18 protein-coding genes are annotated in these 23,107 nt (G+C 60.6%); 11 read left to right on the top strand and 7 right to left on the bottom strand.

The features are described 5' to 3' along the window. Nucleotides 1-437: 437 nt before the first annotated feature. From XH98_RS06510 to XH98_RS06530, 5 genes are all read right to left on the bottom strand, one after another. Nucleotides 438-1,400 (bottom strand): phosphotransferase enzyme family protein, encoded by a 963-nt coding sequence (locus XH98_RS06510; RefSeq protein WP_271618131.1) that lies wholly within the window; start codon nt 1,398-1,400, stop codon nt 438-440. Nucleotides 1,401-2,255: 855 nt separating this feature from the next. After that, nucleotides 2,256-3,041, bottom strand: coding sequence for a hypothetical protein (locus tag XH98_RS06515; protein ID WP_271618132.1), 786 nt, complete (start codon nt 3,039-3,041; stop codon nt 2,256-2,258). A gap of 298 nt (nt 3,042-3,339) precedes the next feature. Further along, the gene (locus XH98_RS06520) at nt 3,340-4,032 is read right to left on the bottom strand and encodes a DUF2865 domain-containing protein (protein WP_442868554.1); all 693 of its coding nucleotides are present in this window, start codon (nt 4,030-4,032) and stop codon (nt 3,340-3,342) included. A 308-nt stretch (nt 4,033-4,340) separates the two neighbouring features. Continuing rightward, on the bottom strand, nt 4,341-5,516 hold the full coding sequence (locus tag XH98_RS06525; RefSeq protein WP_271618133.1) for a dihydrodipicolinate synthase family protein: 1,176 nt from the start codon (nt 5,514-5,516) through the stop codon (nt 4,341-4,343). A gap of 157 nt (nt 5,517-5,673) precedes the next feature. Next, the gene (locus tag XH98_RS06530; protein WP_271618134.1) at nt 5,674-6,651 is read right to left on the bottom strand and encodes a 3-ketoacyl-ACP reductase; all 978 of its coding nucleotides are present in this window, start codon (nt 6,649-6,651) and stop codon (nt 5,674-5,676) included. Here XH98_RS06530 and XH98_RS06535 point away from each other — a divergent pair. From XH98_RS06535 to XH98_RS06580, 10 genes are all read left to right on the top strand, one after another. Beyond that, nucleotides 6,605-7,651 carry a LacI family DNA-binding transcriptional regulator gene (locus XH98_RS06535; protein WP_271597861.1) on the top strand — a complete coding sequence of 349 codons (1,047 nt, stop codon included), beginning with the start codon at nt 6,605-6,607 and terminating at the stop codon, nt 7,649-7,651. The genes XH98_RS06530 and XH98_RS06535 overlap by 47 nt on opposite strands. Before the next feature lie 5 nt (nt 7,652-7,656). Continuing rightward, complete coding sequence (locus XH98_RS06540; RefSeq protein ID WP_271618169.1) at nt 7,657-8,652, top strand: Gfo/Idh/MocA family protein; 996 nt, start codon at nt 7,657-7,659, stop codon at nt 8,650-8,652. A 7-nt stretch (nt 8,653-8,659) separates the two neighbouring features. After that, nucleotides 8,660-10,249 (top strand): acyl CoA:acetate/3-ketoacid CoA transferase, encoded by a 1,590-nt coding sequence (locus XH98_RS06545; protein WP_271618135.1) that lies wholly within the window; start codon nt 8,660-8,662, stop codon nt 10,247-10,249. Continuing rightward, a complete protein-coding gene (locus XH98_RS06550) occupies nt 10,246-11,019 on the top strand; it encodes an enoyl-CoA hydratase/isomerase family protein (protein WP_271597859.1) in 774 nt (257 codons plus the stop codon). The genes XH98_RS06545 and XH98_RS06550 overlap by 4 nt, the downstream gene beginning before the upstream one ends. A 152-nt stretch (nt 11,020-11,171) precedes the next feature. Continuing rightward, nucleotides 11,172-12,437, top strand: a complete 1,266-nt coding sequence (locus XH98_RS06555; protein ID WP_271597858.1) for an ABC transporter substrate-binding protein — start codon at nt 11,172-11,174, stop codon at nt 12,435-12,437. Nucleotides 12,438-12,584: 147 nt separating this feature from the next. Then, nucleotides 12,585-13,532, top strand: coding sequence for a carbohydrate ABC transporter permease (locus tag XH98_RS06560; protein WP_271597904.1), 948 nt, complete (start codon nt 12,585-12,587; stop codon nt 13,530-13,532). After that, nucleotides 13,529-14,476, top strand: coding sequence for a carbohydrate ABC transporter permease (locus tag XH98_RS06565; RefSeq protein ID WP_271618136.1), 948 nt, complete (start codon nt 13,529-13,531; stop codon nt 14,474-14,476). Before XH98_RS06560 ends, XH98_RS06565 begins: the two co-directional genes overlap by 4 nt. Before the next feature lie 4 nt (nt 14,477-14,480). Then, the gene (locus XH98_RS06570; RefSeq protein ID WP_271597856.1) at nt 14,481-15,593 is read left to right on the top strand and encodes an ABC transporter ATP-binding protein; all 1,113 of its coding nucleotides are present in this window, start codon (nt 14,481-14,483) and stop codon (nt 15,591-15,593) included. Between the two features lie 27 nt (nt 15,594-15,620). Further along, nucleotides 15,621-17,138: a GMC oxidoreductase gene (locus XH98_RS06575; RefSeq protein ID WP_271618137.1), complete on the top strand. Its 1,518-nt coding sequence runs from the start codon at nt 15,621-15,623 to the stop codon at nt 17,136-17,138. After that, entirely contained in the window at nt 17,135-18,796 is a 1,662-nt protein-coding gene (locus XH98_RS06580; protein WP_271597854.1) for a GMC family oxidoreductase, read from the top strand. The genes XH98_RS06575 and XH98_RS06580 overlap by 4 nt, the downstream gene beginning before the upstream one ends. A gap of 154 nt (nt 18,797-18,950) precedes the next feature. On the opposite strand, the gene XH98_RS06585 is transcribed toward XH98_RS06580, so the two are convergent. Further along, on the bottom strand, nt 18,951-20,264 hold the full coding sequence (locus XH98_RS06585) for an adenylate/guanylate cyclase domain-containing protein (protein WP_271597853.1): 1,314 nt from the start codon (nt 20,262-20,264) through the stop codon (nt 18,951-18,953). 434 nt (nt 20,265-20,698) lie between these two features. Then, entirely contained in the window at nt 20,699-22,264 is a 1,566-nt protein-coding gene (locus tag XH98_RS06590) for a winged helix-turn-helix domain-containing tetratricopeptide repeat protein (RefSeq protein ID WP_271618138.1), read from the bottom strand. A gap of 604 nt (nt 22,265-22,868) precedes the next feature. Between XH98_RS06590 and XH98_RS06595 the strand changes: the two genes are divergently transcribed. After that, nucleotides 22,869-23,099 (top strand): hypothetical protein, encoded by a 231-nt coding sequence (locus XH98_RS06595; protein WP_271618139.1) that lies wholly within the window; start codon nt 22,869-22,871, stop codon nt 23,097-23,099. The last annotated feature ends 8 nt before the right edge of the window (nt 23,100-23,107 follow it).

Here is a 23,107-nt window from a genome sequence, read left to right on the forward strand (position 1 = left end):
GGCGCCGGATCATTGGCAAGCGCAGAACGTTCGAAGCCCCCGGATGATAACAACTTGATCGACGCCACGTTCTCCAGATGACAAAGGGTTCTGAAGCCCTAAGGATCCGCTCTGCCTTGCCGAGGCAATCAGGGCGTCAAGTATGGACCCACCAATACCCCGGCGGAATTTGCTTGGGGTGACCCCGTATTCAAGGTAGGAGTACCCGGTCGATCTTGAATCAAGATAGGCTCCATAACCAAGCGGCCCGGTTTGATCCTGAGCAATCAGAATGCATCCACGGCCCGCATTGTGGAACTCAAACTTCTTTGGCACCGCGAGGGCCAAGAGTTCGCCTTTCTGAGCATCATCGCCCATCCAGCGATTGAAGCTAGGGTCCGTTACAAGCTGGACTAGCCAAACAGCGTCGGAATCGGAGGCCCGGCGAATTTGGATCATTACCCAATTCTCAGTGTATCGTCGCGGGCGCGCTTCGTCGCTTCGATCGTTCTCGCAAACAGCACTTGTAGGGTTTCGGCTGAAAGATCGAATTCAGGTTTCAAGACACTCGCCGCATTGATGACTGTGCCAGTGGCAATTAGCCAGCGCGTCGCCAATCGAGCAGTTCGATCCTCCGAGCATAAACCGTACGAACCCGTGAAGTTCTTCCAAATATCTAGAACTCCTGGAGGGTTCAGAATATCCAGCCAAGTACCCATCTTGGCCAAGTCACCCCAATATGGCCCAACGCCGCAATCGTCCCAATCGAAGATATGGGCGCACTCCTGGTCGATGTGAACATTGCTGACCCGAAAGTCCCCGTGGCAGAGTCCTCGCCCCAGGATGACGTGGTCCGCGCCAGCGCGAAGCAGTTCGTCCAAGCATGCGGACAACTCGAAAGAGACTTCCCGCCCGTCGGCAGAATGGCCCGCAATCTGAGCAAGCGCAGCTGTTAGTTCGTTAGGGTCGTATAGCTGCCTACCTGGCGAGAGCGATGTCAAATGGGCCTGTCGATGCAGTTCCGCTAGTGCGCGTCCGGCAACTCGAAAATCGTGAGCTGTATATTCCATGGGTCTTCCAGGCGCGCACGGATAGAGTGCGAAAAGGCGGCGCCCTCCCATGCCGAAGTCCAACTCCAACGCGGTATTTCCGTCTCGGCTTCGAAGCGGCCGGATCACTCGAAGGAATGACGTTTCGACAATGGCGCCGAGGATCGAATGCTCCGCCAGGACATCTGCCTTGGAACGACCGCTCACTCGGTAGACACGTCCAAAGTATTTCATCCCGTCGCGCGCTTCGACGGCCAGTGTCCAGTTCACGCCGTTGACGACTGTCGTCAGCTCGCCAGTAATTCCGTAGTGCTCTTTGCAGAAGTCGCTCAGGTACGTTGTAGCTTTTGGATCTTCGTCGAGATTCATCATCGATACTCCGCGTGCATGGAGTTTTCCAGATAGGCCAGCGCGTCCGACTAGCAGAGTTGCCGTGCGAACCGTTCTGCCCATAAGACTCTCACCAAGGCGCTTGTCGCAGAAAACTCCCGCGTATCAGCCACTTCGTGCAGAAGAGCCATGACTGCCTCCTGAGAGACCAATCCAAAGTCAGCCAACGCACACGAATCTAGTTGTGATGAGAGTTGGGCGACTTGGTTCGCGATCGCCGCCGGCAAGATGAATTCGAAGGACTCCTTCTCATAGTTTCGCGGAAATAGCGCGAGGTGCGTACGACGGTGCAGATAAGAGCGAAGGATTTGCTTGTCAGATCGATATTCGTAGGGGAGCTCTGCCGAAAACCTGACCAACTTGGGATCGCTCAAAGGATTCACCGGCCAGAGCCCTCTGATCGCGAGCGGGCGTGCTTGGCAGAGATTGGCCAACAGAGTTGTTGCCGGAACCACACCCGCCGGCGCCACAAATAGGAAAGAAGAACGAGCAGCCTCAAGGCCACGCCTTGTCAATAGTCCCTCGGCTCGCTCGACCGCAGTATCAAAGGATTTTAGAAGGGGAAATCCCGTTTCTGTTTCTTCTCCAGAGTAGCATACACACAGTTCATCGCCACCTATTCCAGACCACACTGTATCGCAACCGGCGGCACGAAACGTATTCCAGAGTGACTCGAACGCTTCAAGGTAATGCTCTGAGAGGAGTGGCAAGCGACAGTTCGGGCCGAGATCTAAGTTGATCATTGGTACATGGTCCTGCATGTCGATCGTGTAATCGCAGCAGTTTAGAATAGCTAAAAGCCGGTTCCTTCTGCCACTTTGCGCGGGACTCCTCTCATCACCGAGTAGGATACCTCCACATGTTATCGAGCCAAAGCCCTGAGCTAATGGCCATCGCGACACAGGCAGAATCCATTCCTCCGCTCAATTCTACCGCATTTCTGCCGATACTCGATGCCCGCGAGAAGACCGCTTTGCTCAGGATGCGACTGAACTCGTCGGTTGCGTCAACGTCCTCTGGCAACGATTGCGGAGACGGCGGCAATCCATTCGACCCGTATTCAAACCGCGTTTCACTTCCGTCAACATAGAGTTTGGCGCCAGCAGTCAGGAGATTTACACCAAGGCAGGGCTGCCGCGCAGAATAGCACGCCTTCATAGTCAGATGATGGGCAAGCACTTCCGCATCAAGCAGGCGCGACTCATGCAAAAAATCAGCGAAATCCCAGGAGAGTGTAACAGAGCGCCAACGCTCCTTCACAGAGAAGTAGATCGGCAAACTTCCCAACTGGTCGGCCCGCACTCGCAATCGACCGCCACGGTAGGCAACTTCAAGCAAAACGAAGTCGAGGGGCCAGTTCAAGCACTCTTGATAAAGTTGCTGAAATCGATCAACAGGGACATCCGAAATCACGGTTATCGCAGAGCAGGCTTGGCCATTGCCATCGGTTTGGAAACGCTCTCGGACGACAAAGAACCATTGGCCAGCGCTCCGAACCAAAACGCTCTCAACGTTGCTATGTACAAATGGGTGGATGTAACTTTCCGAAATTGACACTGATTGACCAGCCACGGTCGGAATGTTGTCCGCGAGATCGCCAATCTTCAGTTCAGCTTTAAGCATTGATAACTCCGCCGCCCCTCACTCAAGGGGCAGCTTCCAAATCAGAAACCGAGTAGCGCGGCCTAGAAATAGCCCAACAGTTTGCTGTCGTTCGGTAGAAAAGTTTTGCCTCCCTTGACAGCTGGAGGCGGCGTCAACGGAAGGGGCAGGTCGCTGGCATCCGAACGACTCTCATTGGAGCCAACTTTCGGAACTCGGGCCGTTCGGGAGCACTCTTGACCTAACAGCGGAGGGGCAAAATGGGAGTGCGAGCAAATGTTTCCCTCTGCGAGGGGTGCCGCCAGATGCGGCGTGCGGGTCACCTCGGACGTTCCCCCTTATCTGCCACCATGTCGGATCGCGCCGGCGCGACTTTCATATCGTTCAACCGGGCGCGCACCTCCGGTGTCAGGCCCGGGAAAGATGCTACCGGCGTGAAGTCCGGGGTCTGGTCGTTGCCGACCCGTATGCCGGAATAGGCGACGAGTCCATCGGCGGTGGCGAGCACGTCCCCTGTGCGCAAGGAGCCGTCCATCGCGAGAGCGACTGACGCTAGGCCGCCGGGATCGTGGCCGTTGCAGGTACAATCGGCCCGCAGTGCCTTCCGATAGGCAAAGGCGTTTTCGCTATCGGCGTAGCGTTCACCGGTTGCGGCATAGGCGCTGTCGATGCTGGCCCCGACAAAAACCCTGGTCGGGCTTGCCGGACAGAAGGCTTGGCACATCTGCGCCGGTGAGGCTGCACCGCGCATCAGCGGAAAATACTTGCCGTCGCAACTGCGCACGCAGAAGGCAGGTCCCGCGCTTGCGACTGCCGGCCGAGGCGACGATGATTGCGGATTATTGTTGAAAAGATTGCCGAAGAACTGGTGCTGTTGCTTCTGGCTGCCGCCGAAAAAGAAATCAAGCAAGCCTTCGGCCAAACTCATTTCGGGCGTCAGTGCCACCGGGGCAACGATGGCGGCAACAAGAGCGCAGCGCAGCTTGCTCTGAAAGGACAATTCGACACGCAATCCTTGCTCCACCCGACGCTTGAGCACCAAAAGATGGATGAGAAACGCGCTCTAAACGGGGCGAAGAAGGGGAAAGAACTAGGCGAGTGGGTACGGCAAGCGCCACAATTTCGGTTGCGTTTCTTAAAATCTGCCGTCTCGATCTCGTGCTGCTCGCCGCGATCAACGTTCAAGGTTGTCGCCGAGGAGCCCGACGCATCGACGTCGCTTCCGCATTGTGGTGTGTACACTACATGTGCATCTGATCGCAGACAAGATGAGCGGGCCTCGCCGAATGCGAGGGACGGGCCGATCGCCAAGGTCCGACGTCATTTCATCCCGTGGAAGGTCAAGATCGTCCGCATGCGATCGGCCGCACGGTCCGGATCCGCAAGCAACCCGACCGAAGCGGCAAGCCGGAAGACACGACAAAGGTGCAGGATGGAGCGGGCTCCTTGCTGAGCTCCGAGCATCGTGAAGTGATCCTGGTGGCCGTTCAGATAGGCTAGGAACACGATGCCTGTCTTGTAGTATTGGGTCGGCGCCCGAAACAGCTCGCGCGAGAGCGTAACGGTTGGATCAATGATCTCACGGAAAGCCTTGGTGCCGGCCGCTCCATCCTCGTTTCTTAGCGCGAGCAGGGCAGCGGACGCGATCGGCGCGATCGCGTCGAAGATGCCCAGCAAGGCATGGCTGTACCCCTGATCGTCTCCAGCAATGAGCTCGGGATAATTGAAGTCATCGCCAGTATACATTTTGACCCCAGGAGGCAGTTGTCTGCGCATGGCAATCTCGTGCTCTGCGTTGAGAAGCGAGATCTTGATGCCCTCAACCTTCTTGACGTTGTCCGCGATTATTCCAAGGCAGACCTCCATTGCCGCGGCAACGTCGTGATGCCCCCAATAGCCGGCGAGCGCCGGATCGAACATGTCGCCGAGCCAGTGTAGGATCACGGGCTGGTCCGCTTCGGCGAGCATTCGCCTGTAGACTTCCACATAGTCGGCGGGCCCGCGTGCTGCGCGTACCAAGGCCCGGCTGGCCATGATGATCACGCGGCCGCCAACGCCCTGAACGAATGAAAGTTGATCCGAATAGGCCCTCAGCACCGCATTGAGATCCGCTCCTACAGGATCGATGTGATCCGTGCCGACGCCAGAGAAGACGATGGCCCCAGGTCGCCTCTTAGCGCTTTCGACCGTGTTGCGGATCAATATCTGTGCGGACGGCCAATCAAGGCCCATGCCGCGCTGTGCCGTGTCCATCGCCTCGGCAACGCCCAATCCGAGATCCCAGAGGTAATCTCGGAAGCGCTGGGTGGCTTCGAAATCGATGGCGATATCGCGCATCGGAGAGATGTCGGCCCACGGGTCGGAAACGACATGTCCCGCAGAGAGGGCGACGCGCCCCAGAGGCTGGCTCGGTTGGGCCGTTCGCCATGTTGCGGGCGCGGGCATCGCGAATTCTTCGAAGCGGCCATTATCACCTGGCAGTCGAATGACAGTCATTTTGCGCTACCTCCTTCGTCCAGATGTTCTGCAGCGGGCGAGCAGGGTCGTTCCGCCTTCCTGCACGACTGTTCCATCCTGCTTACTCGGAATGCGGGGGCGGCGAGATCCTCGAACCAATATTCACCGGCCGGGAGAGGGCGCCGGGGCTCGGCCATCACAGGCTCCTGAGTGCAAGGCCGCCATCGACGCGAACGACTTCGCCGGTCGAATAACCAAGCTGGCCGCTCGCCAACATGGCCGCTGCTCTTCCGATGTCGTCGGGCTCACCCCAGCGCTTGATCGGGGTCAGTCCTTCGGCGATGAGGCGATCATATTTTTCTCTCGCGACCGCAGTCATCTGGGTGCGTATAATTCCGGGCCGAATCTCGTACGATCCGATGCCATGCTCGGCGAGTCGGATCGCGAAGAGCTGGGCCATCATGGAAAGCCCCGTTTTGGAGATGCAGTACTCTCCGCGGTCGATCGACGCGAACTCCGCATTGATCGACGAGACGGTGATGATGCTGCGGAATGACGATGAATTCGCTTCGATCATTCGCCGTGCGATCTCCTGAGTTAGAAAGAACGGGCCACGCAGGTTGATATTCATGACGCGGTCATAGCTCTCCGGCGTCATCTTCAAGAGATCATCGCGGACGCTCACGGACACACCAGCATTGTTGACGAGGCAGTCGATACCGCCAAAGGCATTCCAGGCTTCATGCACGAATTGAGGGTGCTGCTCGATCCGAGAAATATCCAGCGCGACAGGCTTTGCTTCCCTGCCTGTTTCGCGGATGGCTGCCACCGTCTCGACGAGACCTTCCGAGCCGGGTAGGTCATTCGCAATGATAGTGAAGCCGGCTCTTGATAGCGCGAGCGCGATGGCGCGCCCAATACCGCGCCCTGCTCCCGTCACCAAAGCGCTAGGTCGTGGCTGATTGTCCATACCGGTTTCCTTCCACGCGCTCGATTTGGAACGTTCTATAATATAAAATTCGGAGATTCGAGGTTTGAATTCCGGATTCGCGGGTTTTATAGCCCTTGCGCCATGTCGAGAATAGGAGTATTGGAACGTTCCAAATTCCGGGAGGCTCGCGAAGGGCATGGCGCGTGTGGGGCGCAAGACTCGTGCGGTGACGATCCTCGACATTGCCAAGTCGGCGGGCGTGTCGAAGTCGACGGTCTCGCTTGTGCTCAAGAGAAGTCCTCTCGTCAAAGAGGAGACGCGTCAGCGCGTGGCAGGGGCGATGGACGCTCTCGGCTATGTCTACAACCGCGGTGCCGCGAGCTTGCGGCGCGCGAGGGCCGACATCGTTGGAATGGTCATTAATGACCTGTCGAACCCGTTTTTCGCAGAGCTTGCCATTGGCATCGAGCGCGCCCTGCAAAACTCCGGCTTTGTTCCGTTCATCGCCAATACCGCTGAAAGCGTCGTCCGGCAGGCTGAGGTGGTGCGCTCAATGCGGGAGCATGGCGCCGCCGGTCTGATCCTCTGTCCGGCGCTCGACACTGACGTGGCGGAAATCTCGCGGCTCGAGGTGCGTCTACCCATCGTGCTTGCGATCCGGCGGATCATCGGAACCCGGGCGTCGCTGGTGGTTTCCGACAATCTGGCCGGTGCAGCGCGAGCGACCGAGCATCTGATCGAGCTCGGCCATCGCGATATTGCTTTCGTCGGCGGCGTCGGCCGGATGGTCGTTTTCCAGGACCGCGTTGCCGGGTTTGCCGGCGCGATGGAGAAGGCGCGACTTGCCGTCGAGCCCGCGCGGACCATTGAGAGCATGCCAACGAAGGATGGCGGCTTCGACGCCATGAAGCGTTTGCTGTCGTTGGAGAGGCGACCAACAGCGGTGGTTTGCTTCAACGACGTCGTGGCCATCGGCGCGATGTTGGCGATCGCACGACAGGGGCTGACCGTCGGACGCGATGTTGCCGTCGTCGGTTTCGATGATACCACCGAGGCCCGTCATGTCTCTCCCGCTCTGACCACTGTGTCGGTCGATGCTGGCAGTCTCGGAGAGCGCGCCGCGCAGATGCTGCTGAGGCAGATCAACGAGGGCGAGCGTCGTCTCGAGAGTTATGTGGGCGAAGCGCGGTTGGTCGTTCGGGAGAGTTGTGGGGCGGATTTCAAACGGAGGATTGCATCTTGAGTGACCTGCGTTGGGGATTGATCGGTGCAAGTACAATCGCGCGCGAGTGGATGATCGAGGCCATCCGCGGAGCGGGCGGCGAGGTGGTGGCTGTGATGAGCAGCGATCCGGAGCGCGGGCAGCGATTTGCCAGCGAGAACGGGATCGCGACAGCAACAACCAGCCTCGACGCGTTGCTCGGAAGCGGTATCGATGCGGTCTACATCTCGACAACAAATGAGCATCATTGTTCGCAAACGCTGGCCGCGGCCGCGGCCGGCAAGCACGTGCTGTGCGAGAAGCCGCTCGCGTTGAGCTTGGCGGACGCAAGGCGAATGGTCGCGGCCTGCAAGGCGGCGGGCGTGCAGATGGGGACAAACCATCATCTGCGCAACGCGGCCACCCATCGCGCAATTCATGCCGCGATCAAGGCGGGCCACATCGGCAAGCCTCTGTTCGCCCGCGTGTTTCATGCGGTCTATCTTCCGCCGCACCTGCAGGGCTGGCGGATTGAGAGGCCGGGAGCGGGCGGCGGCGTCGTGCTCGACATTACCGTTCATGATGCCGATACCATGCGTTTCGTGCTCGACAACAATCCTGTCGCCGTGACGGCGATGACGTCGCGGGGTGGTTTGGGCCGGGCAGGACTCGAAGATGGCGTCATGGGGGTGGTGCGCTTCGAAAGCGGGCTGATTGCTCAGTTCCACGACGCCTTCACGACCAGATACGCGGTGACCGGCTTCGAGGTCCACGGCGAAGAGGGATCGCTGATCGGGACAGACTGCATGACCCAGCAGCCCAAAGGCGAAGTCCTGCTGCGCACCAAAGACGGCGAGAGGCAGCTCACGATCGCGCACGAGAATCTCTATCTGCGGGCGGTACGCCTGTTCGGCGACGCTGTTGCTGGTCGTGGCGCGCCGTCGGCTACGGGCGAGGATGGTATCAAGTCCTTGAGCGTCGCGTTGTCGACGCGCGAGGCTGCACGAACGGGACGCGAGACTTCCATCGATCTGACGATCTGAGGCGGATATGGCACGAACGAAGGTCTTGAGCGCTTCGGAGGCGGCCCGTCTAATCCCCGATGGCGCCGTGGTGACGGTCTCTTCGTCGTCAGGGCTGGGCTGCCCGGACGCGGTGCTCGCCGCGATCGGCGCAAGATTTGATGCCGAAGGCCGCCCGCGCAACCTGACGACGCTGCATCCGATCGCTGCCGGTGACATGTGGGGCGTCAAAGGCATCGATCACGTCGCAAAGCCTGGATGCCTCAGGAGGGTCCTGGCCGGCTCTTATCCGTCCGGCCCTTCCTCAGCGGCTCCCCCTGCGATCTGGGAGATGATCTCCGGGAACACCATTCCCGCCTACAACGTGCCGTCGGGAATCCTTTTCGACATGCATCGTGAAGCCGCAGCGAAGCGCCCGGGCGTGCTGACCAAGGTCGGCATGGACACCTTCGTCGACCCGACGCGCGAGGGCTGCGCGATGAACGCCAAGGCCGTCGCCGAGCCGATCGTCAGTCGTGTGAACTTCGCCGGCGAGGATTGGTTGTTCTTCCCGAGCATCGTTCCGCAGGTAGCCATCATTCGCGCCACCACTGCGGACGAGCGCGGCAACCTCTCCTATGAGCACGAGGGCGGCATTCTCGGGCCGCTCGATCAGGCGCTGAGCGTGCGCAACAATGGCGGCCTCGTGATCGCCCAGGTCAAGCGCCTCGCGGCTGCCGGCACCTTGCGTCCTCACGACGTCGTCGTGCCCGGGGTACTCGTCGACGTCATCGTCGTGGCCCCGGACCAACTGCAGACCACGAACACGCCCTATGAGCCCGCGATTTCCGGCGAGATATTTCGGCCGATCGCCTCGTTCGAGACGCCGAAATTCGACGTCGGCAAAGCCATCGCGCGCCGCGTCGCGATGGAGCTGCGCGACGGCGATGCGGTCAACATCGGGTTCGGCATTTCGGCCAACGTCCCGCGTATTCTGATCGAGGAAGGCCGGCACGGCGCGGTCACCTGGGTGATCGAGCAGGGCGCTATCGGCGGCATTCCGCTGCTCGATTTCCAGTTCGGCTGTGCGTCCAATGCCGAGGCCATCGTCCAGTCGCCACATCAATTCACTTATTTCCAGGGCGGCGGTTTCGACATGTCGCTGCTCTCGTTTCTGCAGATCGATCGCTCGGGTTCGGTCAACGTTTCGAAGCTCGGCCTCCGTCCCCATGTGACGGCCGGGGCTGGCGGCTTTGTCGACATCACGGCGCGAGCCAAGCGCATCGTGTTCTCGGGTTATTTCACCGCGGGCGCAGGGCTCGAGATCGCGGACGGCTCATTGCGGATTGCCAGGGAAGGCAAGGTCAGGAAGCTCGTCAACGAGGTCGAGCAAGTGTCCTTCTCGGGCAGGCGGGCGGTCGCGCAGGGGCAGGAGATTGTCTACGTCACCGAACGCTGCGTCCTGAGGCTCGAACCAGAGGGCGTCACCGTCGTCGAGATCGCGCCCGGTGTTGACTTGCAGCGCGATGTGCTTGCACAATCAGAGTTTGATCTGCGAGTTGACGGCAATCTGAAGTTGATGTCGGCCATGCTGTTCCATCCCGAACCGATTGGCCTTGAATTGCGGAGGGCAGCTTGAGCCCATTTGTCGAATTGACCTTCCAGGGATCGATCGCCCGCCTCGGCCTCAAGCGCCCCGACAAGCTCAATGCGCTTGATCGCGACATGGTCGAGGCGCTCGGCGAGGCGGCGCGGGCCATCGAGGCCTCGCGCGAGACCCGCGTGGCGATCCTGTTCGGCGAAGGCAAGGCGTTTTGCGCCGGCGGTGATATCGCGGCCTGGGGCGGCCTGCCGGCGCTCGACATGTGGCGCGATTGGACGCGCGCGGGTCATCGCGCGTTCGAGGCGCTGGCCCGCCTGCGCGTGCCGCTCATTGCAGCGCTCACCGGCCACGCCTTCGGCGGCGGACTGGAACTCGCCGCGGTGGCGGACGTGCGCATCGCCGAGCGCGGCATCAAGCTGGGGCTTCCGGAGACGGGACTGGGCATGGCGCCGGGCTGGTCGGGAACGCAGCGCCTGGTTCGCCGCTTCGGTGCCTCCGTCGTGCGGCGCATGGCGCTCACGGGTTGTCTGTTCACGGCCGAAGAAGGCTGCGAGCTCGGCCTGGTCGACGAAGTGACCGACGGTGGCCAGGCGCTGAAACGTGCCGAGAGTCTGGCGTCTGATGTTGCTGCGCGCGGCCCGCTCGCCGTGCAGATCGTCAAGGCCATGATCAATGCGGCCGAAGGGGAGGACAGGGACGCCCCTATCGAAGGGCTTGCCGGCGCGCTCACCGCCACCACCGATGATCTCGCCGAGGGCATTGCCGCCTTCAGGGGCAAGCGTGCCGCTCGTTTTGTTGGACACTAGGAAAGGAGCTTTGAAGGCGGGCCGCTTCTGGTGGGTTTCGGCGGCAACCGCAGACGACAACGATAAAGAGATTCAAGAGCCGAACAGGCCTCTCGAAACGGTGCCGGACCGCTTCCGGCAGGAAACGACCAAAAAAGGGAAGGGACACGCGTATGAAGTTCCGCGCATTTCTGATCTCGACGGCTTTGACTGCCGTCACCATCAGCTATGGGACGCTGGCGCACGCGGCGGACGTCAAGGAAGTGCAGATGCTGCATTGGTGGACGTCAGGCGGCGAGGCCGCCGCACTCGACGTCATCAAGCAGGCCGTGGCCAAGCAGGGATATGCCTGGAAGGACGTGCCGGTCGCCGGCGGCGGCGGTGGCGCCGCAATGACAACGCTGAAGGCCAACGTCGCCGCGGGCAATCCGCCGACCGCGTCGCAGATCCTCGGCTACTACGCACTCGAGTATGCCGAACAGGGCTCGCTCGCCGATATTTCGTCGCTTGCGGGCAAGGACGGCTGGGACAAGGTTGTGCCGGCTGCACTGCAGAAGTTTGCCAAGACCAACGGCAAATGGGGTGCCGTTCCGATCAACATTCATTCCGTCAACTGGATCTGGCTGAATAAGGCCGTGATGGAGAAGATCGGCGGTACGGAGCCGAAGAGCTTTGATGAGTTCGTTGCGCTGCTCGACAAGGCAAAGAAGGCAGGCGTCATTCCGCTCGCGCTCGGCGGCCAACCCTGGCAGGAGGCGACGATGTTCGATTCGATCGTCGCCTCGACCGGCGGCACCGATTTCTACAAGAAGGCTTTCGTAGACCTCGACGAAGGCGCGCTCAAGTCCGATACGATGAAGAAGGCGTTCGACAACCTGGCCAAGCTGCGAGACTACGTCGACCCGAACTACACCGGACGCGATTGGAATCTCGCTACCGCCATGGTGATCAAGGGCGACGCGCTCGTGCAGGTGATGGGCGACTGGGCTAAGGGTGAGTTCGCGGCAGCGCACAAAGAGGCGGGAAAGGACTACCTCTGCTACCGCTTCCCGGGCACCGACGGCTCCGTCTTCTACAACTCCGACATGTTCGCATTCTTCAAGGTCCCGGCGGATCGCCAGGCCGCGCAACTTGCGCTCGCGCAGGTGACGATGAATCCTGACGTCCAGTCGGCGTTCAATGTCATCAAGGGCTCCGTCCCGGCGAGAACGGACGTTTCCGACGCCGCTTTCGACATGTGTGGCAAGAAGGGTATCGCGGACGTCAAGGCGGCCAATGCAAAGGGAACGTTCTTCGGCTCGCTCGCTCAGAACTACGCCCAGCCGCCGGCCATCGCCACGGCTTACTACGATGTCGTGACGAAGTTCATGCATGGCGGGATCAAGACGTCGGACATCGCCGTGACTGAGCTCGTGAAGGCAATCAACGCCGCCAAATAATGGTTCGGCGACTCCTCTCCCGTCTGCGCTGCTCCGCGAACGGGAGAGAGGCCGTCGAAATCAAAGCAAGTCATCGTTGCGCCTGCGTCGCCGCCCAGGGCTCATCGCGGCGAGGGGCGTGGCTTTCGGAGGATCATCATGACCGCGATGACCGAGCGCGAAGCGACAACCGCGATGACCCGGCGGAAGCTCGGCCCGTCTCTGCGCGGACGGTTCCAGGACTGGTTGCCACGGCTTGTACTGGCGCCGTCATTCCTGCTCGTGCTGCTTTTCGTCTATGGCTTCAATCTCTGGACCCTGTTTCTGTCGTTCACGAGCTCGAAGGCGTTTCCGACTACCAACCTCATCGGCTTCACCAACTATTTGAGGCTGTGGAACTGGACCTTCGAGACCGACCCGCCATCGAACTGGTACACCGCGCTCGTCAACATGGGTCTGTTCGGCGGCCTCTACATCTTCTTCTGCCTGTTCCTCGGCCTGCTGTTGGCGATCCTGCTCGATCAGAAGATTCGCGGCGAAGGCATTTTGCGGCCGATCTATCTCTATCCGCTGGCGCTGTCGTTCATCGTCACCGGCACGGCCTGGAAGCTGTTCTTGGATCCGCGCATCGGGCTCGAGAACGCCTTGCACGACTGGGGATGGACCAGCTTCCATTTCGACTGGGTCGTCGATCCCAGGATGATGATCTATTGCGTCGCGATCGCTGGGATCTGGCAGAGCTCGGGCTTCGTCATGGCGATGTTTCTCGCCGGGCTTCGCGGCGTTGACGGCGAAATCCTCAAGGCTGCGCAGATCGACGGTGCATCGACCTACCAGACTTATCGCCGCATCGTCATTCCGATCATACGTCCCGTCTTCTTCTCGGCCCTCATCGTGCTAGCCCACATGGCGATCAAGTCGTACGACCTCGTGCTGTCGGTGACCGGCAAGAATCCCGGCGGGGCCGCGGAGCTACCGTCAACCTTCATGTACTCCTACACGTTCACCCGCAACCAGATGGCGATCGGATCGGCCAGCGCGGTGATCATGCTGATGACGATCGCGGCGATCATGGTTCCCTATATCTATTCGGAAACCAGGGAGCAGAACCGATGAGCGCCGCCGATCTGGTCACGTCAACGCCGTCGCGCCGCGGTCCCGGCCATTCGCGGACGACCCGCATCGTCATCTATGGTCTGCTGTTTCTGTTTGCGCTCGTCTATCTCGTGCCGCTTCTGGTCATGGTGATGACGTCACTCAAGCCGCTTGACGAGGTCACCGGCGGCAACATGTTCGCTCTCCCGCGGCACCTGACGTTCGCGCCCTGGTCGATGGCATGGGGCGAGGCACGCATCGGAGTGTCGGACACGCGCGGGATCAGCGGCTATTTCTTCAACTCGGTCAAAATGGTCGTTCCGGCCGTCCTGATCTCGACTCTGCTCGGTGCATTGAACGGCTACGTCCTCACCAAGTGGAGCTTTCCCGGCCACAAGCTTGTGTTCGGGATGATGCTCTTCGCCTGCTTCATCCCGTTCCAGTCGGTCATCATCCCGATGGCCGTGATCCTTGGCATGCTCGGCCGCATCGGAGTCAATCTCGCTGACTTGACCGGCTGGTCGTTCGGTCTCGGCAACGCGACCGTCAATCTGGTGATCGTGCACGTCATCTATGGGCTGGGATTCACCACCCTGTTCTTCCGCAACTATTACGCGGCGTTTCCGTCCGAGCTGGTCAAGGCCGCCATGATCGACGGGGCAAGCTTCTTCCAGATCTTCCGCCGGATCCTGCTGCCGAACTCCACGCCGATCATCATCGTCACCGTGATCTATCAGTTCACCAATATCTGGAACGACTTCCTGTTCGGCTCGACCTTTGCGGCCGGCGACACCGCGCCGATGACGGTCGCGCTGAACAATCTCGTCAACACCTCGACGGGGGTGGTCGAATACAACGTCAACATGGCGGCCGCGATCATCGCCGCGGCACCGACGCTGCTCGTCTATGTCATTGCCGGTCGATATTTTGTCCGCGGCCTGATGGCTGGCGCCGTAAAGGGATGAAGAGATGGCCACGCTTGAGATCAACTCGCTTCGCAAGCGCTTCGGGACGATAGAGGTTCTGAAGGGGATCGACATAACGCTCGAGAAGGGAGGCTTTCTGGTTCTGGTCGGCCCGTCCGGCTGCGGCAAGTCGACCCTGCTCAACACCATTGCGGGCCTGGAGGGGATCTCTTCGGGTGAGATCCGCATCGGCGGTGCTGTTGTCAACGACCTGCACCCGTCAAAACGGGACATCGCGATGGTGTTCCAGTCCTATGCGCTGTACCCGAACATGTCGGTGGCCGAGAACATCGGGTTCGGCATGGAGATGCGCGGTGTTCCTCGAGCGGAGCGCGACCAGGCGGTCGCTTCTGTCGCGAGGACGTTGCAGATCGAACATCTCCTATCGCGCCGACCGAGCCAGCTCTCCGGCGGACAGCGACAGCGGGTCGCGATGGGACGGGCGCTCGTCAGGCGGCCCAGTGTCTTCCTGTTCGACGAGCCGTTGTCGAACCTCGATGCCAAGCTGCGCGTCGACATGCGGGTCGAGATCAAGCGTCTGCATCAGACGACCGGCACGACGATCGTTTATGTCACGCACGATCAGATCGAGGCCATGACGCTGGCGACCAAGATCGCAGTGCTCAAGAATGGCGAACTGCAGCAAGTGGGAAGCCCCAGCGAAATCTATAATCGTCCCGCCAACATGTTCGTCGCGGACTTCATGGGGTCGCCGGCGATGAACCTGCTCGAAGGCGCGGTCATGCAAGCGGACGGCCAGCGGCGGATCGCGCTCGCGCGCAAGGATGGGTCATCGATCATGCTGCCCGTGCCCGCGAGTGCCGAGGCTGCCGGGCTCAAGGACGGTGCCAGGGTGATCTTCGGCATTCGCCCCGAGGCCGTGAACGATGACGAAAGCATGGACCGTAACGCCAAATCGGTTGTCAGGTTCGATGCCAACGTGGAAGTCATCGAGCCTGCCGGATCGGACACCTACGTCGTGGTCCGGGTCGCTGGCAAGGAGGTGACCGCCCGCATGCGTGCCGATGCTGACGTCCGGCTCGGACAGCCGCACACTTTCGCGTTCAATCTCGACAAGGCGGTGCTGTTCGACCCAACCACGACGCGCCGTATCTGACTGGCGAACGAGTGCTGCGAGACCTGCATGAAGACCACGGAGACAGCCGATGTCCTCGTCATCGGATCGGGAATGGGCGGTGCGACCTTTGCCGCAGGTCTGGCGCCGACGGGCGCAAAGATCGTGATCCTCGAGCGCGGCCAGCGTCTGCGCGACTGCGAGGCTGCGCGAGACGCGAGGGCGATCTTTCAGCGCGGGGTGTTCCGGCCGCAGGAGTCCTGGCTCGATGGGGCAGGGCAGGCCTTCAATCCCGGCAATTACTATTACGTCGGCGGCAATACTAAGCTCTACGGGGCGGTGCTGATCCGCTATCGCGCGGAAGACTTCGCTCCTATCGCGCACCGGGATGGAACGACGCCGGGCTGGCCGTTCAGCTATGGCGAGCTGGAGCCGTGGTATAGCCGCGCGGAGCAGCTCTATAACGTGCGCGGCGCGCTCGGGGATGATTCCTCCGAACCTTTTCACTCCGCGCCTTATCCGTTCGGCCCGGTGCCGGATGAGCCGGCGATCGCCGTGGTGCGACAGCGCCTGAAGAAGATCGGGCTCAACCCGTTTTCGTTGCCGCTCGGCATCGACATCGAGACATGGCTCAAACGCGCCAAGACTCCCTGGGATGCATTCCCCGACGCGGGACACGGCAAGATGGATGCGGAGTCCTGTGGCCTGGCTTGTGCTCTCGCCCACGACAATGTCGAGCTGCGCGAGGAGGCGCAGGTCGAGCGGCTCGTCGACGAGCCGGACGGCAAACGAATCGCCGGCGTCGAGGTCATCCAAGCCGGTGAGCGGAGGATGATCTGTGCTGGGATCATCGTGCTAGCGGCGGGCGCCGTCAATTCGGCCGCGCTGCTTCTGCGCTCGTCACAGGCCGGCATCGCGAACCGCTCCGATGCGGTCGGCCGTTATTTCATGAACCACAATTCCTCGGCCGTGCTGGCGATCGACCCGCGCGTCGTGAACGACTCGGTCTACCAGAAGACGATCGGCATCAACGATTACTATCTCGATGATGGGCGCGGCGGCCCGCCGCTCGGCAACGTCCAGTTGCTTGGACGTGTCACCGCGCCGATTCTGAAGGCCAATATGCCGTTCGCACCGGAACGGGCGCTTGGGTTGATGAGCCGGCATGCGGTCGACTGGTATGCGATGAGTGAAGACCTGCCGAGCGCCGAGAGCCGTGTGACGGTCGATGGTGCGAACATCCGGCTCGACTGGCAGCGTTCGAACTGGACGACCCATCTGGCGCTGGTGGCGACGTTGAAGGAACGGCTGCGTGCCGCGGGTTACCCGATCGTACTCTCAAAGGCGTTCGACCGGCGAACGCCCTCGCATCAATGTGGGACGGTGCGCATCGGTCTCGATCCCGCGACATCACCGCTCGATCCGTTCTGCCGCGCCTTTGATCACCCCAATCTGTTCGTTGTCGATGCGTCGTTCCTGCCGACTTCGGCGGCGGTGAACCCGTCATTGACGATCGCCGCCCAAGCGTTGCGCGTCGCAGATCACGTTGCGAGGACCGATCTTCGAACTCATAAGGACATGAGATGACGGTTTACGATTATATCATCGTCGGCGCCGGCTCCGCCGGCTGCGTTCTTGCCAACCGCCTGAGCGTCGATCCGTCGATCAGGGTGCTCCTGCTCGAGGCAGGCGGCAGCGACAATAATCCGCTGTTCAGCATGCCGGCGGGGTTTGCCAAGATGACCAAAGGCATCGCCTCCTGGGGATACTCGACGGTGCCCCAGCGCCACCTCGGCGGGCGGGTGCTGCGCTATACTCAGGCGAAGGTGCTCGGCGGCGGCTCCAGCATCAACGCGCAGGTCTACACCCGCGGAAATGCCCGCGACTATGATGGCTGGGCGGCGGATGGCGCGACGGGCTGGAGCTACGCGGACGTCCTGCCGTATTTCAAGCGTGCCGAAGACAACCAGCGTTTCGTCGACGCCTACCATGCGCGCGGTGGTCCGCTCGGCGTCTCGGTGCCCGTCAACCCGCTGCCGATCAGCGAAGCTTTTCTGCGAGCCGGGCAGGAATATGGAATGCCCTACAATCCCGATTTCAACGGTACCCGGCAGGAGGGTGTCGGGCACTATCAGGTGACGGTGCGAGATGCGCGGCGGTGCTCGACCGCCGCCGCCTACCTGAAGCCGATCCGTGGCCGACCGAATCTCACCGTTCTCACAGGCGCCTACAGCACGCGGATCGTGGTCGAGAATGGACGTGCAGTAGGAATCGAGTCGGTTCGTGGAGGGCAGGGGGAGATCGTTCGCGCCGAGCGGGAGGTCATCCTTGCGTCCGGCGCGATCGGATCGCCTCGTCTTCTGCTGCTATCGGGGATCGGTCCGGCCGACCATCTGAATGCAGTCGGCGTCAAGCCAATCCACGATTTGCCTGGTGTAGGGGAGGATCTTCAGGACCACCTCGACCTCTATGCTATTGCGGAGTGCAAGGGTGACTTTACCTACGACGGCTATGCGAAGCTGCACCGCACGATCTGGGCGGGACTGGAATATCTCCTGTTCAAGCGCGGACCGGTCGCGTCCACCCTGTTTGAGACCGGAGGCTTCTGGTACGCCGACCCGGCGGCGAGAGCGCTGGAATGGCCCGACGTGCAATTCCACCTCGGGCTCGGCTCGGGAATCGAGGCGGGCGTGGAGAAGCTCCGCAACGCCGGCGTCACGCTCAATTCGGCATTCCTGCGGCCCCGCTCGCGTGGCACCGTGCGGCTCGCAAGCGGCGATCCTACCGCGGTGCCCTTGATTGACCCGAACTACTGGTCTGATGCGCGTGATCGCTCGGCAGCGATCGAGGGGCTGAAGATGGCCCGTGAAATTCTCCGGCAACCCGCGCTCGAGCCATTCGTCATGGTCGAGCGGATGCCCGGTGTTGCCGCCACAAGCGAAGCTGCTCTCGCCGACTATGCGTATCGGACCTGCAAGACCGATCATCACCCTGTAGGCACGTGCCGGATGGGCACCGACCAGCTGGCGGTGGTCGATCCGTCGCTGAGACTTCGTGGGATCGATGGTCTGCGGATTTGCGACGCTTCCGTGATGCCGCGCGTCACGTCATCCAACACGAACGCGCCCACCATCATGATAGCGGAGAAGGCGGCCGATCTGATTCTCGGAAAGACGACGCTCTGCGCGCCACAGTCGGTGAACACGGAACGTAACGTGTTGAATATCCTAGAGAGTAAGAGCTGAGATCGTTGCACTACGACGCGAGACCGAGAAGCTGACGAAGCTGAAGGAGGAGATGGGCAAGCTTGAAACGAAAGCGCCCGACTGCTGGGCAAACAGGAGCTTCTGACCCACCTCAGACATCAAGTGGAGATGGTGTAGTGCTCGGAGGCAGCTCTTAACGTTCGGCTGCGAATATGCGCCACTCTCCCGGGATACCCTTGAGGGATCGGGTGCCACGGTCCTTGAAGCGCAACCCTGAACCGGCCACCAGATCCTTGACGGTGCTCGACACCAGAACCTCGCTTGCGCCGGCAAGTGCCGCAATCCGCGCTCCTATGTGGACAGCGATACCGCTGACGTCATTGCCGATCATTTCGCACTCGCCTGTGTGCAGCCCAGCACGAACCTCTATGCCGAGCGGCCTGATTTCCTCCGCAATGGCCGAGGCGCAGCGAACGCCGCGGGCCGGACCGTCAAAAGTAGCGAGAAAACCGTCTCCAGTTGTTTTCACTTCCTGGCCTCGAAACCGCTGGAGATTGCGCCGGATCGTTGCGTGATGATTGTGGAGAAGATCACGCCAGCGTTGATCCCCAAGTTCAGCGGCCTTCTCTGTTGAGCCCACGATATCGGTGAAGAGAACCGTCGCAAGGACACGGTCGACCGGGACTGACGTCCTTGAACCGGTCAAAAATTCCTCGATAGCATCAGAAATTTCGCCTGCGTTTTCTCCGACGTAGAAAATGTGGTCGCTACCCGAAAGCTCAAAAAGCCGGGCGCCGGGAATGTGGGCCGCCACGTCGCGCCCGCCCTCAACACTGACAGTTTTATCCCCAGTCCGATGGATCACGAGGGTTGGCACCCGAACCGCCGGTAGGATACCGCTGATTTCGATCTGGCTGTTCATGCTCATGAGAGCTTTTACGGCGGCTGGGCTGGCACCGAGCCGCTCGTTGCGCCCCCACCAGCGTTGGAAAGCCGCGTCATTCGCGCGAGAAGGCGCGAACTTCTGTACGCTGCCGCCTGTGCCCCATGCCTGCTCAACGTAACCGAAAAACGCCTCGAGCGCTTCGTTGGTTGGAAACCAGTAGGAAAACCGTGAAAAGCTGCCATAGAGCACCAGCGCGCGGCATCGGTCGGGGTAGGTTGCCGCAAATAAGACGGACAGCGGAGCGCCTTCAGAAATCCCAAGGAGTGCCGCCTGTTCCATGCCGGCGGCATCCATGACCGCTCGGAGATCGTCCATACGTTGGTCCAGGCCGGGAAGCTCCACGCCCCGATCTGACATGCCGGTCCCGCGCTTGTCGAAGGTTACTACTCGGGCATAGGTGCCCAAACGATTTAGAAAGCGAGCGAGATCGGGCTCTTCCCAATAGTTCTCTACATTCGATACAAACCCCGGAACCATAACTAGATTGATCGGACCACTGCCGAACGACTGGTAGGCGATGTGAACATCGCCGCTCTTGGCGTATTGCGTGACCGGCTGCATGGGCGTTCCTACAGGTTCACCGGGCCTTACCCGGCCGAATTCTGAAACCTGACCTGACGATGGAAAAACAGCAAGCCCCACAATGTCGTCTTCTGGCCCATCGCTTCCGCCAGGGGAGTGCAGCGATTTGTCCGGAGTCAAGGGTCCACCAGAAGTGCCCGGCCGTTGGTCAAAACGACGATTTTTCCGCCAGAGCAGTGGTGGACGTCCTTGGTCAGATCATATCGAAAGTCGCTGCGTCAGAAGGTACAGTCATCTCGCTTCGACTTGTCGAACACAGGGATATGTGGCGCGATGGCCTTCTCCTCGACCAGCCAGTTCAGCATCGGAGCAGCGCCATAAGCGACATCTCTGACTACCCGCTGAGCGCCCTTCGAGTGGTTGATGCTTCCCTGCGGCCTAGATGTCTGAGGCGCGTTGCATCTCGGTTTTATCTAGCCGGCGGTCACACCGGCCTCCTGCAGGCCCGCAACATAACGATCCAAAAAACACGGGTCCTTGCAAAAGAAGAGTTGCTGCTTTGCGGTATCGGTGCTGTAGCCCGGCTTGCTCTGAAGCAACCCGGCAGCAGCCTCCCTTGCCTGTGCCGTCTCTCCCAAGAGACCCAAGGACGCCGCCAGCGTAGCGAATGCCTGATAATTCACATTCCTCTGCCGGACTGCTCGGCGGGCGAACTCTGCCGCGATGTCGTACTCTCCCAGGGAGAAATGCGTCAAGGAGCGAACGTGGTGGAAACTCCAGAGATCACTGTCCCGAGGGCTGAGGATCGTTGCTCGATCGAGCAGGACTTCTGCTTCGATCTCACGGCCATGCCAGAGCAAGTTGAAGCCTTGAGCAAAATGCGCTTGCGCGAAGCTCGGGTTGAGCTCCAAGGCCAGATCGATCGCCGCGAGCGCTTCATCGTTCTGATGCGTAAGGCATAGGGCTCGCCCGAGTACGCAATGGCAGAAGCAATCCAGATCGTCGAGCACCACGGAAGCGCGCGCTTGATGAAGGGCCTTCTTCAATCGTGGCAACCGATCGCTGGGATTGTCCAGGAACGCCCGCTGAACGTTTACATAGGCCAACGCACCGTGAGCGCGTGCGAAGTTCTGATCCGCTTCTATTGCACGTTGAAAGTACGTCTCGGCCTCGTCAAAGCCCGGAGTGGTGAACCGCCATAGATTCCACAACCCGCGCTGATAGCAATCCCATGCATCCAGGCTGCTCGGCGCCTTGCGGGTAGCCAACTTCTGCTCAACCCTCGACAATTCGGGCTCGATCGTTGCCGAAATCTGCGTAGCCATTTCTTCCTGAATCTCGAAAATGGATGCCAGCTGGAGGTCGTAGGTTTCGGACCACAACTGCTCGCCATCGCAGGTTCGAACCAGTTCCGTGGCAATCCTGACGGCGTCGCGCGACCTCCGAACGCTGCCCAACACCAGGTATTTGACCGACAATTGCTGCCCCGCCTCGCGAGGATCGATCTGCCTGTTTTTGAATGCCACCGTCGAGTGACGTGAAATGACTGAAAGCCAGCGGTTGCGCGCCAGCAGTCGAATGATGTCTTCCACCAGTCCGTAACTGAAGTAATCGTTCTCAGGATCGCCCGAGATGTTTTCGAATGGCATCACGGCGATCGAGGCTCGCAGAGCGGCGTCCGCTCGGATGGACTCCGAAACGACATCGCCCAGTGCGCCGACTTCAGCAGAAGCTGAGACCTCCGCTGGAACGCTGGACGTCGAAACGGCAACAGGAGCAAGCGGAATCTCCTGATTTGTTATTTCCTGCACATCCCCAACGAAACGAAAGCCGCGCTTATGCAGCGTCTTTATGAAGAGCTGGTCGTTTCCAGTATCGCCCAACGCCCGGCGCGCGCCGTTAATGCGGCTACTGAGTGCTGCCTCCGAAATAACGCGACCATTCCAGATTTCATCTATGAGCTCATCCTTGCTCACAATCCGATCTCGGTTGCGCACCAGGTGAACGATCAAGTCGAACACTTGAGGTTCGATGTGCACGGACTCACCCGCGCGCCGAACCTCCTGCCGGCCGGGGTCAATCTCAAACTGCGAGAAGCGGTATCTCACCGTCACCTTGATTGCGCCTCTTGGTAGGACGGATCGGGAAACTGACGGCCGAAAAAATGAATAGTGGCGAGAGCAACCAGCCGTCCGCCAAAGCTGAAACAGCGTGCAGCTGCGCAGGCCGCTCCCGCAGTCTACAGATTGGCCTTTGGGCGTTCAACCGGCATGAGCGGCCCTTTTCCGCGGGATCGGACGCCCGTGAAGGCCTCCGGGCGCTGACGAGCACCCGCGTCGCTTTCGCGCATGCCCATCAATTCGCCGCGACGTATCAGGCGCAGCCAAGTAGAATATGGGCTTTAGCCCGGCTTTTTGTCCGGCTCACCAGCCGCGGACACCCGGATTACCCGGAATTTGGGCCCTATCCTGAGCCAGAGGTCGCCTTTGAAGCAGCGGCCACCGATCGCAGCCTGGGAGCGAGAGCGGCACACAGTGCTGCCAGATCAGAAAAACAAGGTTCTCTGAAGGTTCTCTCAATCTGGGTTGAAAGGCACCAAGTCTCGGCTGGGCCATACTCCAGTCCATGAGGCGAAGAGATTTCATGGCACTGCTTGCTGGAGCACTTGCGTGGCCCTTAGCTGCTCGGGCGCAAGAGGCTGCGCGCAAGCGCCGCATTCTGTGGCTCTCAACGGCCTCCAGTCCGGATCCGTTCCTGGATGGATTTATCGAAGGACTGCGGGCGCAAGGGTATGTCGAAGGCAAGAACGTGATCGTGCAATCCCGCTATTTCCCGGCGACCCGCAGGGTCTGCGGGCGATCGCATTCGAACTGAAGGCTGGC

Origin of the sequence: Bradyrhizobium sp. CCBAU 51745, from assembly GCF_028128715.1 — a bacterium.
Classification (GTDB): domain Bacteria; phylum Pseudomonadota; class Alphaproteobacteria; order Rhizobiales; family Xanthobacteraceae; genus Bradyrhizobium; species Bradyrhizobium manausense.

Coding starts and splice junctions, on each gene's coding strand:
- XH98_RS06510 (WP_271618131.1), bottom strand. CDS start 1,400: ATGATGAATCTCGACGAAGATCCAAAAGCTACAACGTACCTGAGCGAC.
- XH98_RS06515 (WP_271618132.1), bottom strand. CDS start 3,041: ATGCTTAAAGCTGAACTGAAGATTGGCGATCTCGCGGACAACATTCCG.
- XH98_RS06525 (WP_271618133.1), bottom strand. CDS start 5,516: ATGACTGTCATTCGACTGCCAGGTGATAATGGCCGCTTCGAAGAATTC.
- XH98_RS06535 (WP_271597861.1), top strand. CDS start 6,605: ATGGCGCGTGTGGGGCGCAAGACTCGTGCGGTGACGATCCTCGACATT.
- XH98_RS06530 (WP_271618134.1), bottom strand. CDS start 6,651: ATGTCGAGGATCGTCACCGCACGAGTCTTGCGCCCCACACGCGCCATG.
- XH98_RS06545 (WP_271618135.1), top strand. CDS start 8,660: ATGGCACGAACGAAGGTCTTGAGCGCTTCGGAGGCGGCCCGTCTAATC.
- XH98_RS06555 (WP_271597858.1), top strand. CDS start 11,172: ATGAAGTTCCGCGCATTTCTGATCTCGACGGCTTTGACTGCCGTCACC.
- XH98_RS06560 (WP_271597904.1), top strand. CDS start 12,585: ATGACCGAGCGCGAAGCGACAACCGCGATGACCCGGCGGAAGCTCGGC.
- XH98_RS06565 (WP_271618136.1), top strand. CDS start 13,529: ATGAGCGCCGCCGATCTGGTCACGTCAACGCCGTCGCGCCGCGGTCCC.
- XH98_RS06570 (WP_271597856.1), top strand. CDS start 14,481: ATGGCCACGCTTGAGATCAACTCGCTTCGCAAGCGCTTCGGGACGATA.
- XH98_RS06575 (WP_271618137.1), top strand. CDS start 15,621: ATGAAGACCACGGAGACAGCCGATGTCCTCGTCATCGGATCGGGAATG.
- XH98_RS06580 (WP_271597854.1), top strand. CDS start 17,135: ATGACGGTTTACGATTATATCATCGTCGGCGCCGGCTCCGCCGGCTGC.
- XH98_RS06585 (WP_271597853.1), bottom strand. CDS start 20,264: ATGCAGCCGGTCACGCAATACGCCAAGAGCGGCGATGTTCACATCGCC.
- XH98_RS06595 (WP_271618139.1), top strand. CDS start 22,869: ATGGCACTGCTTGCTGGAGCACTTGCGTGGCCCTTAGCTGCTCGGGCG.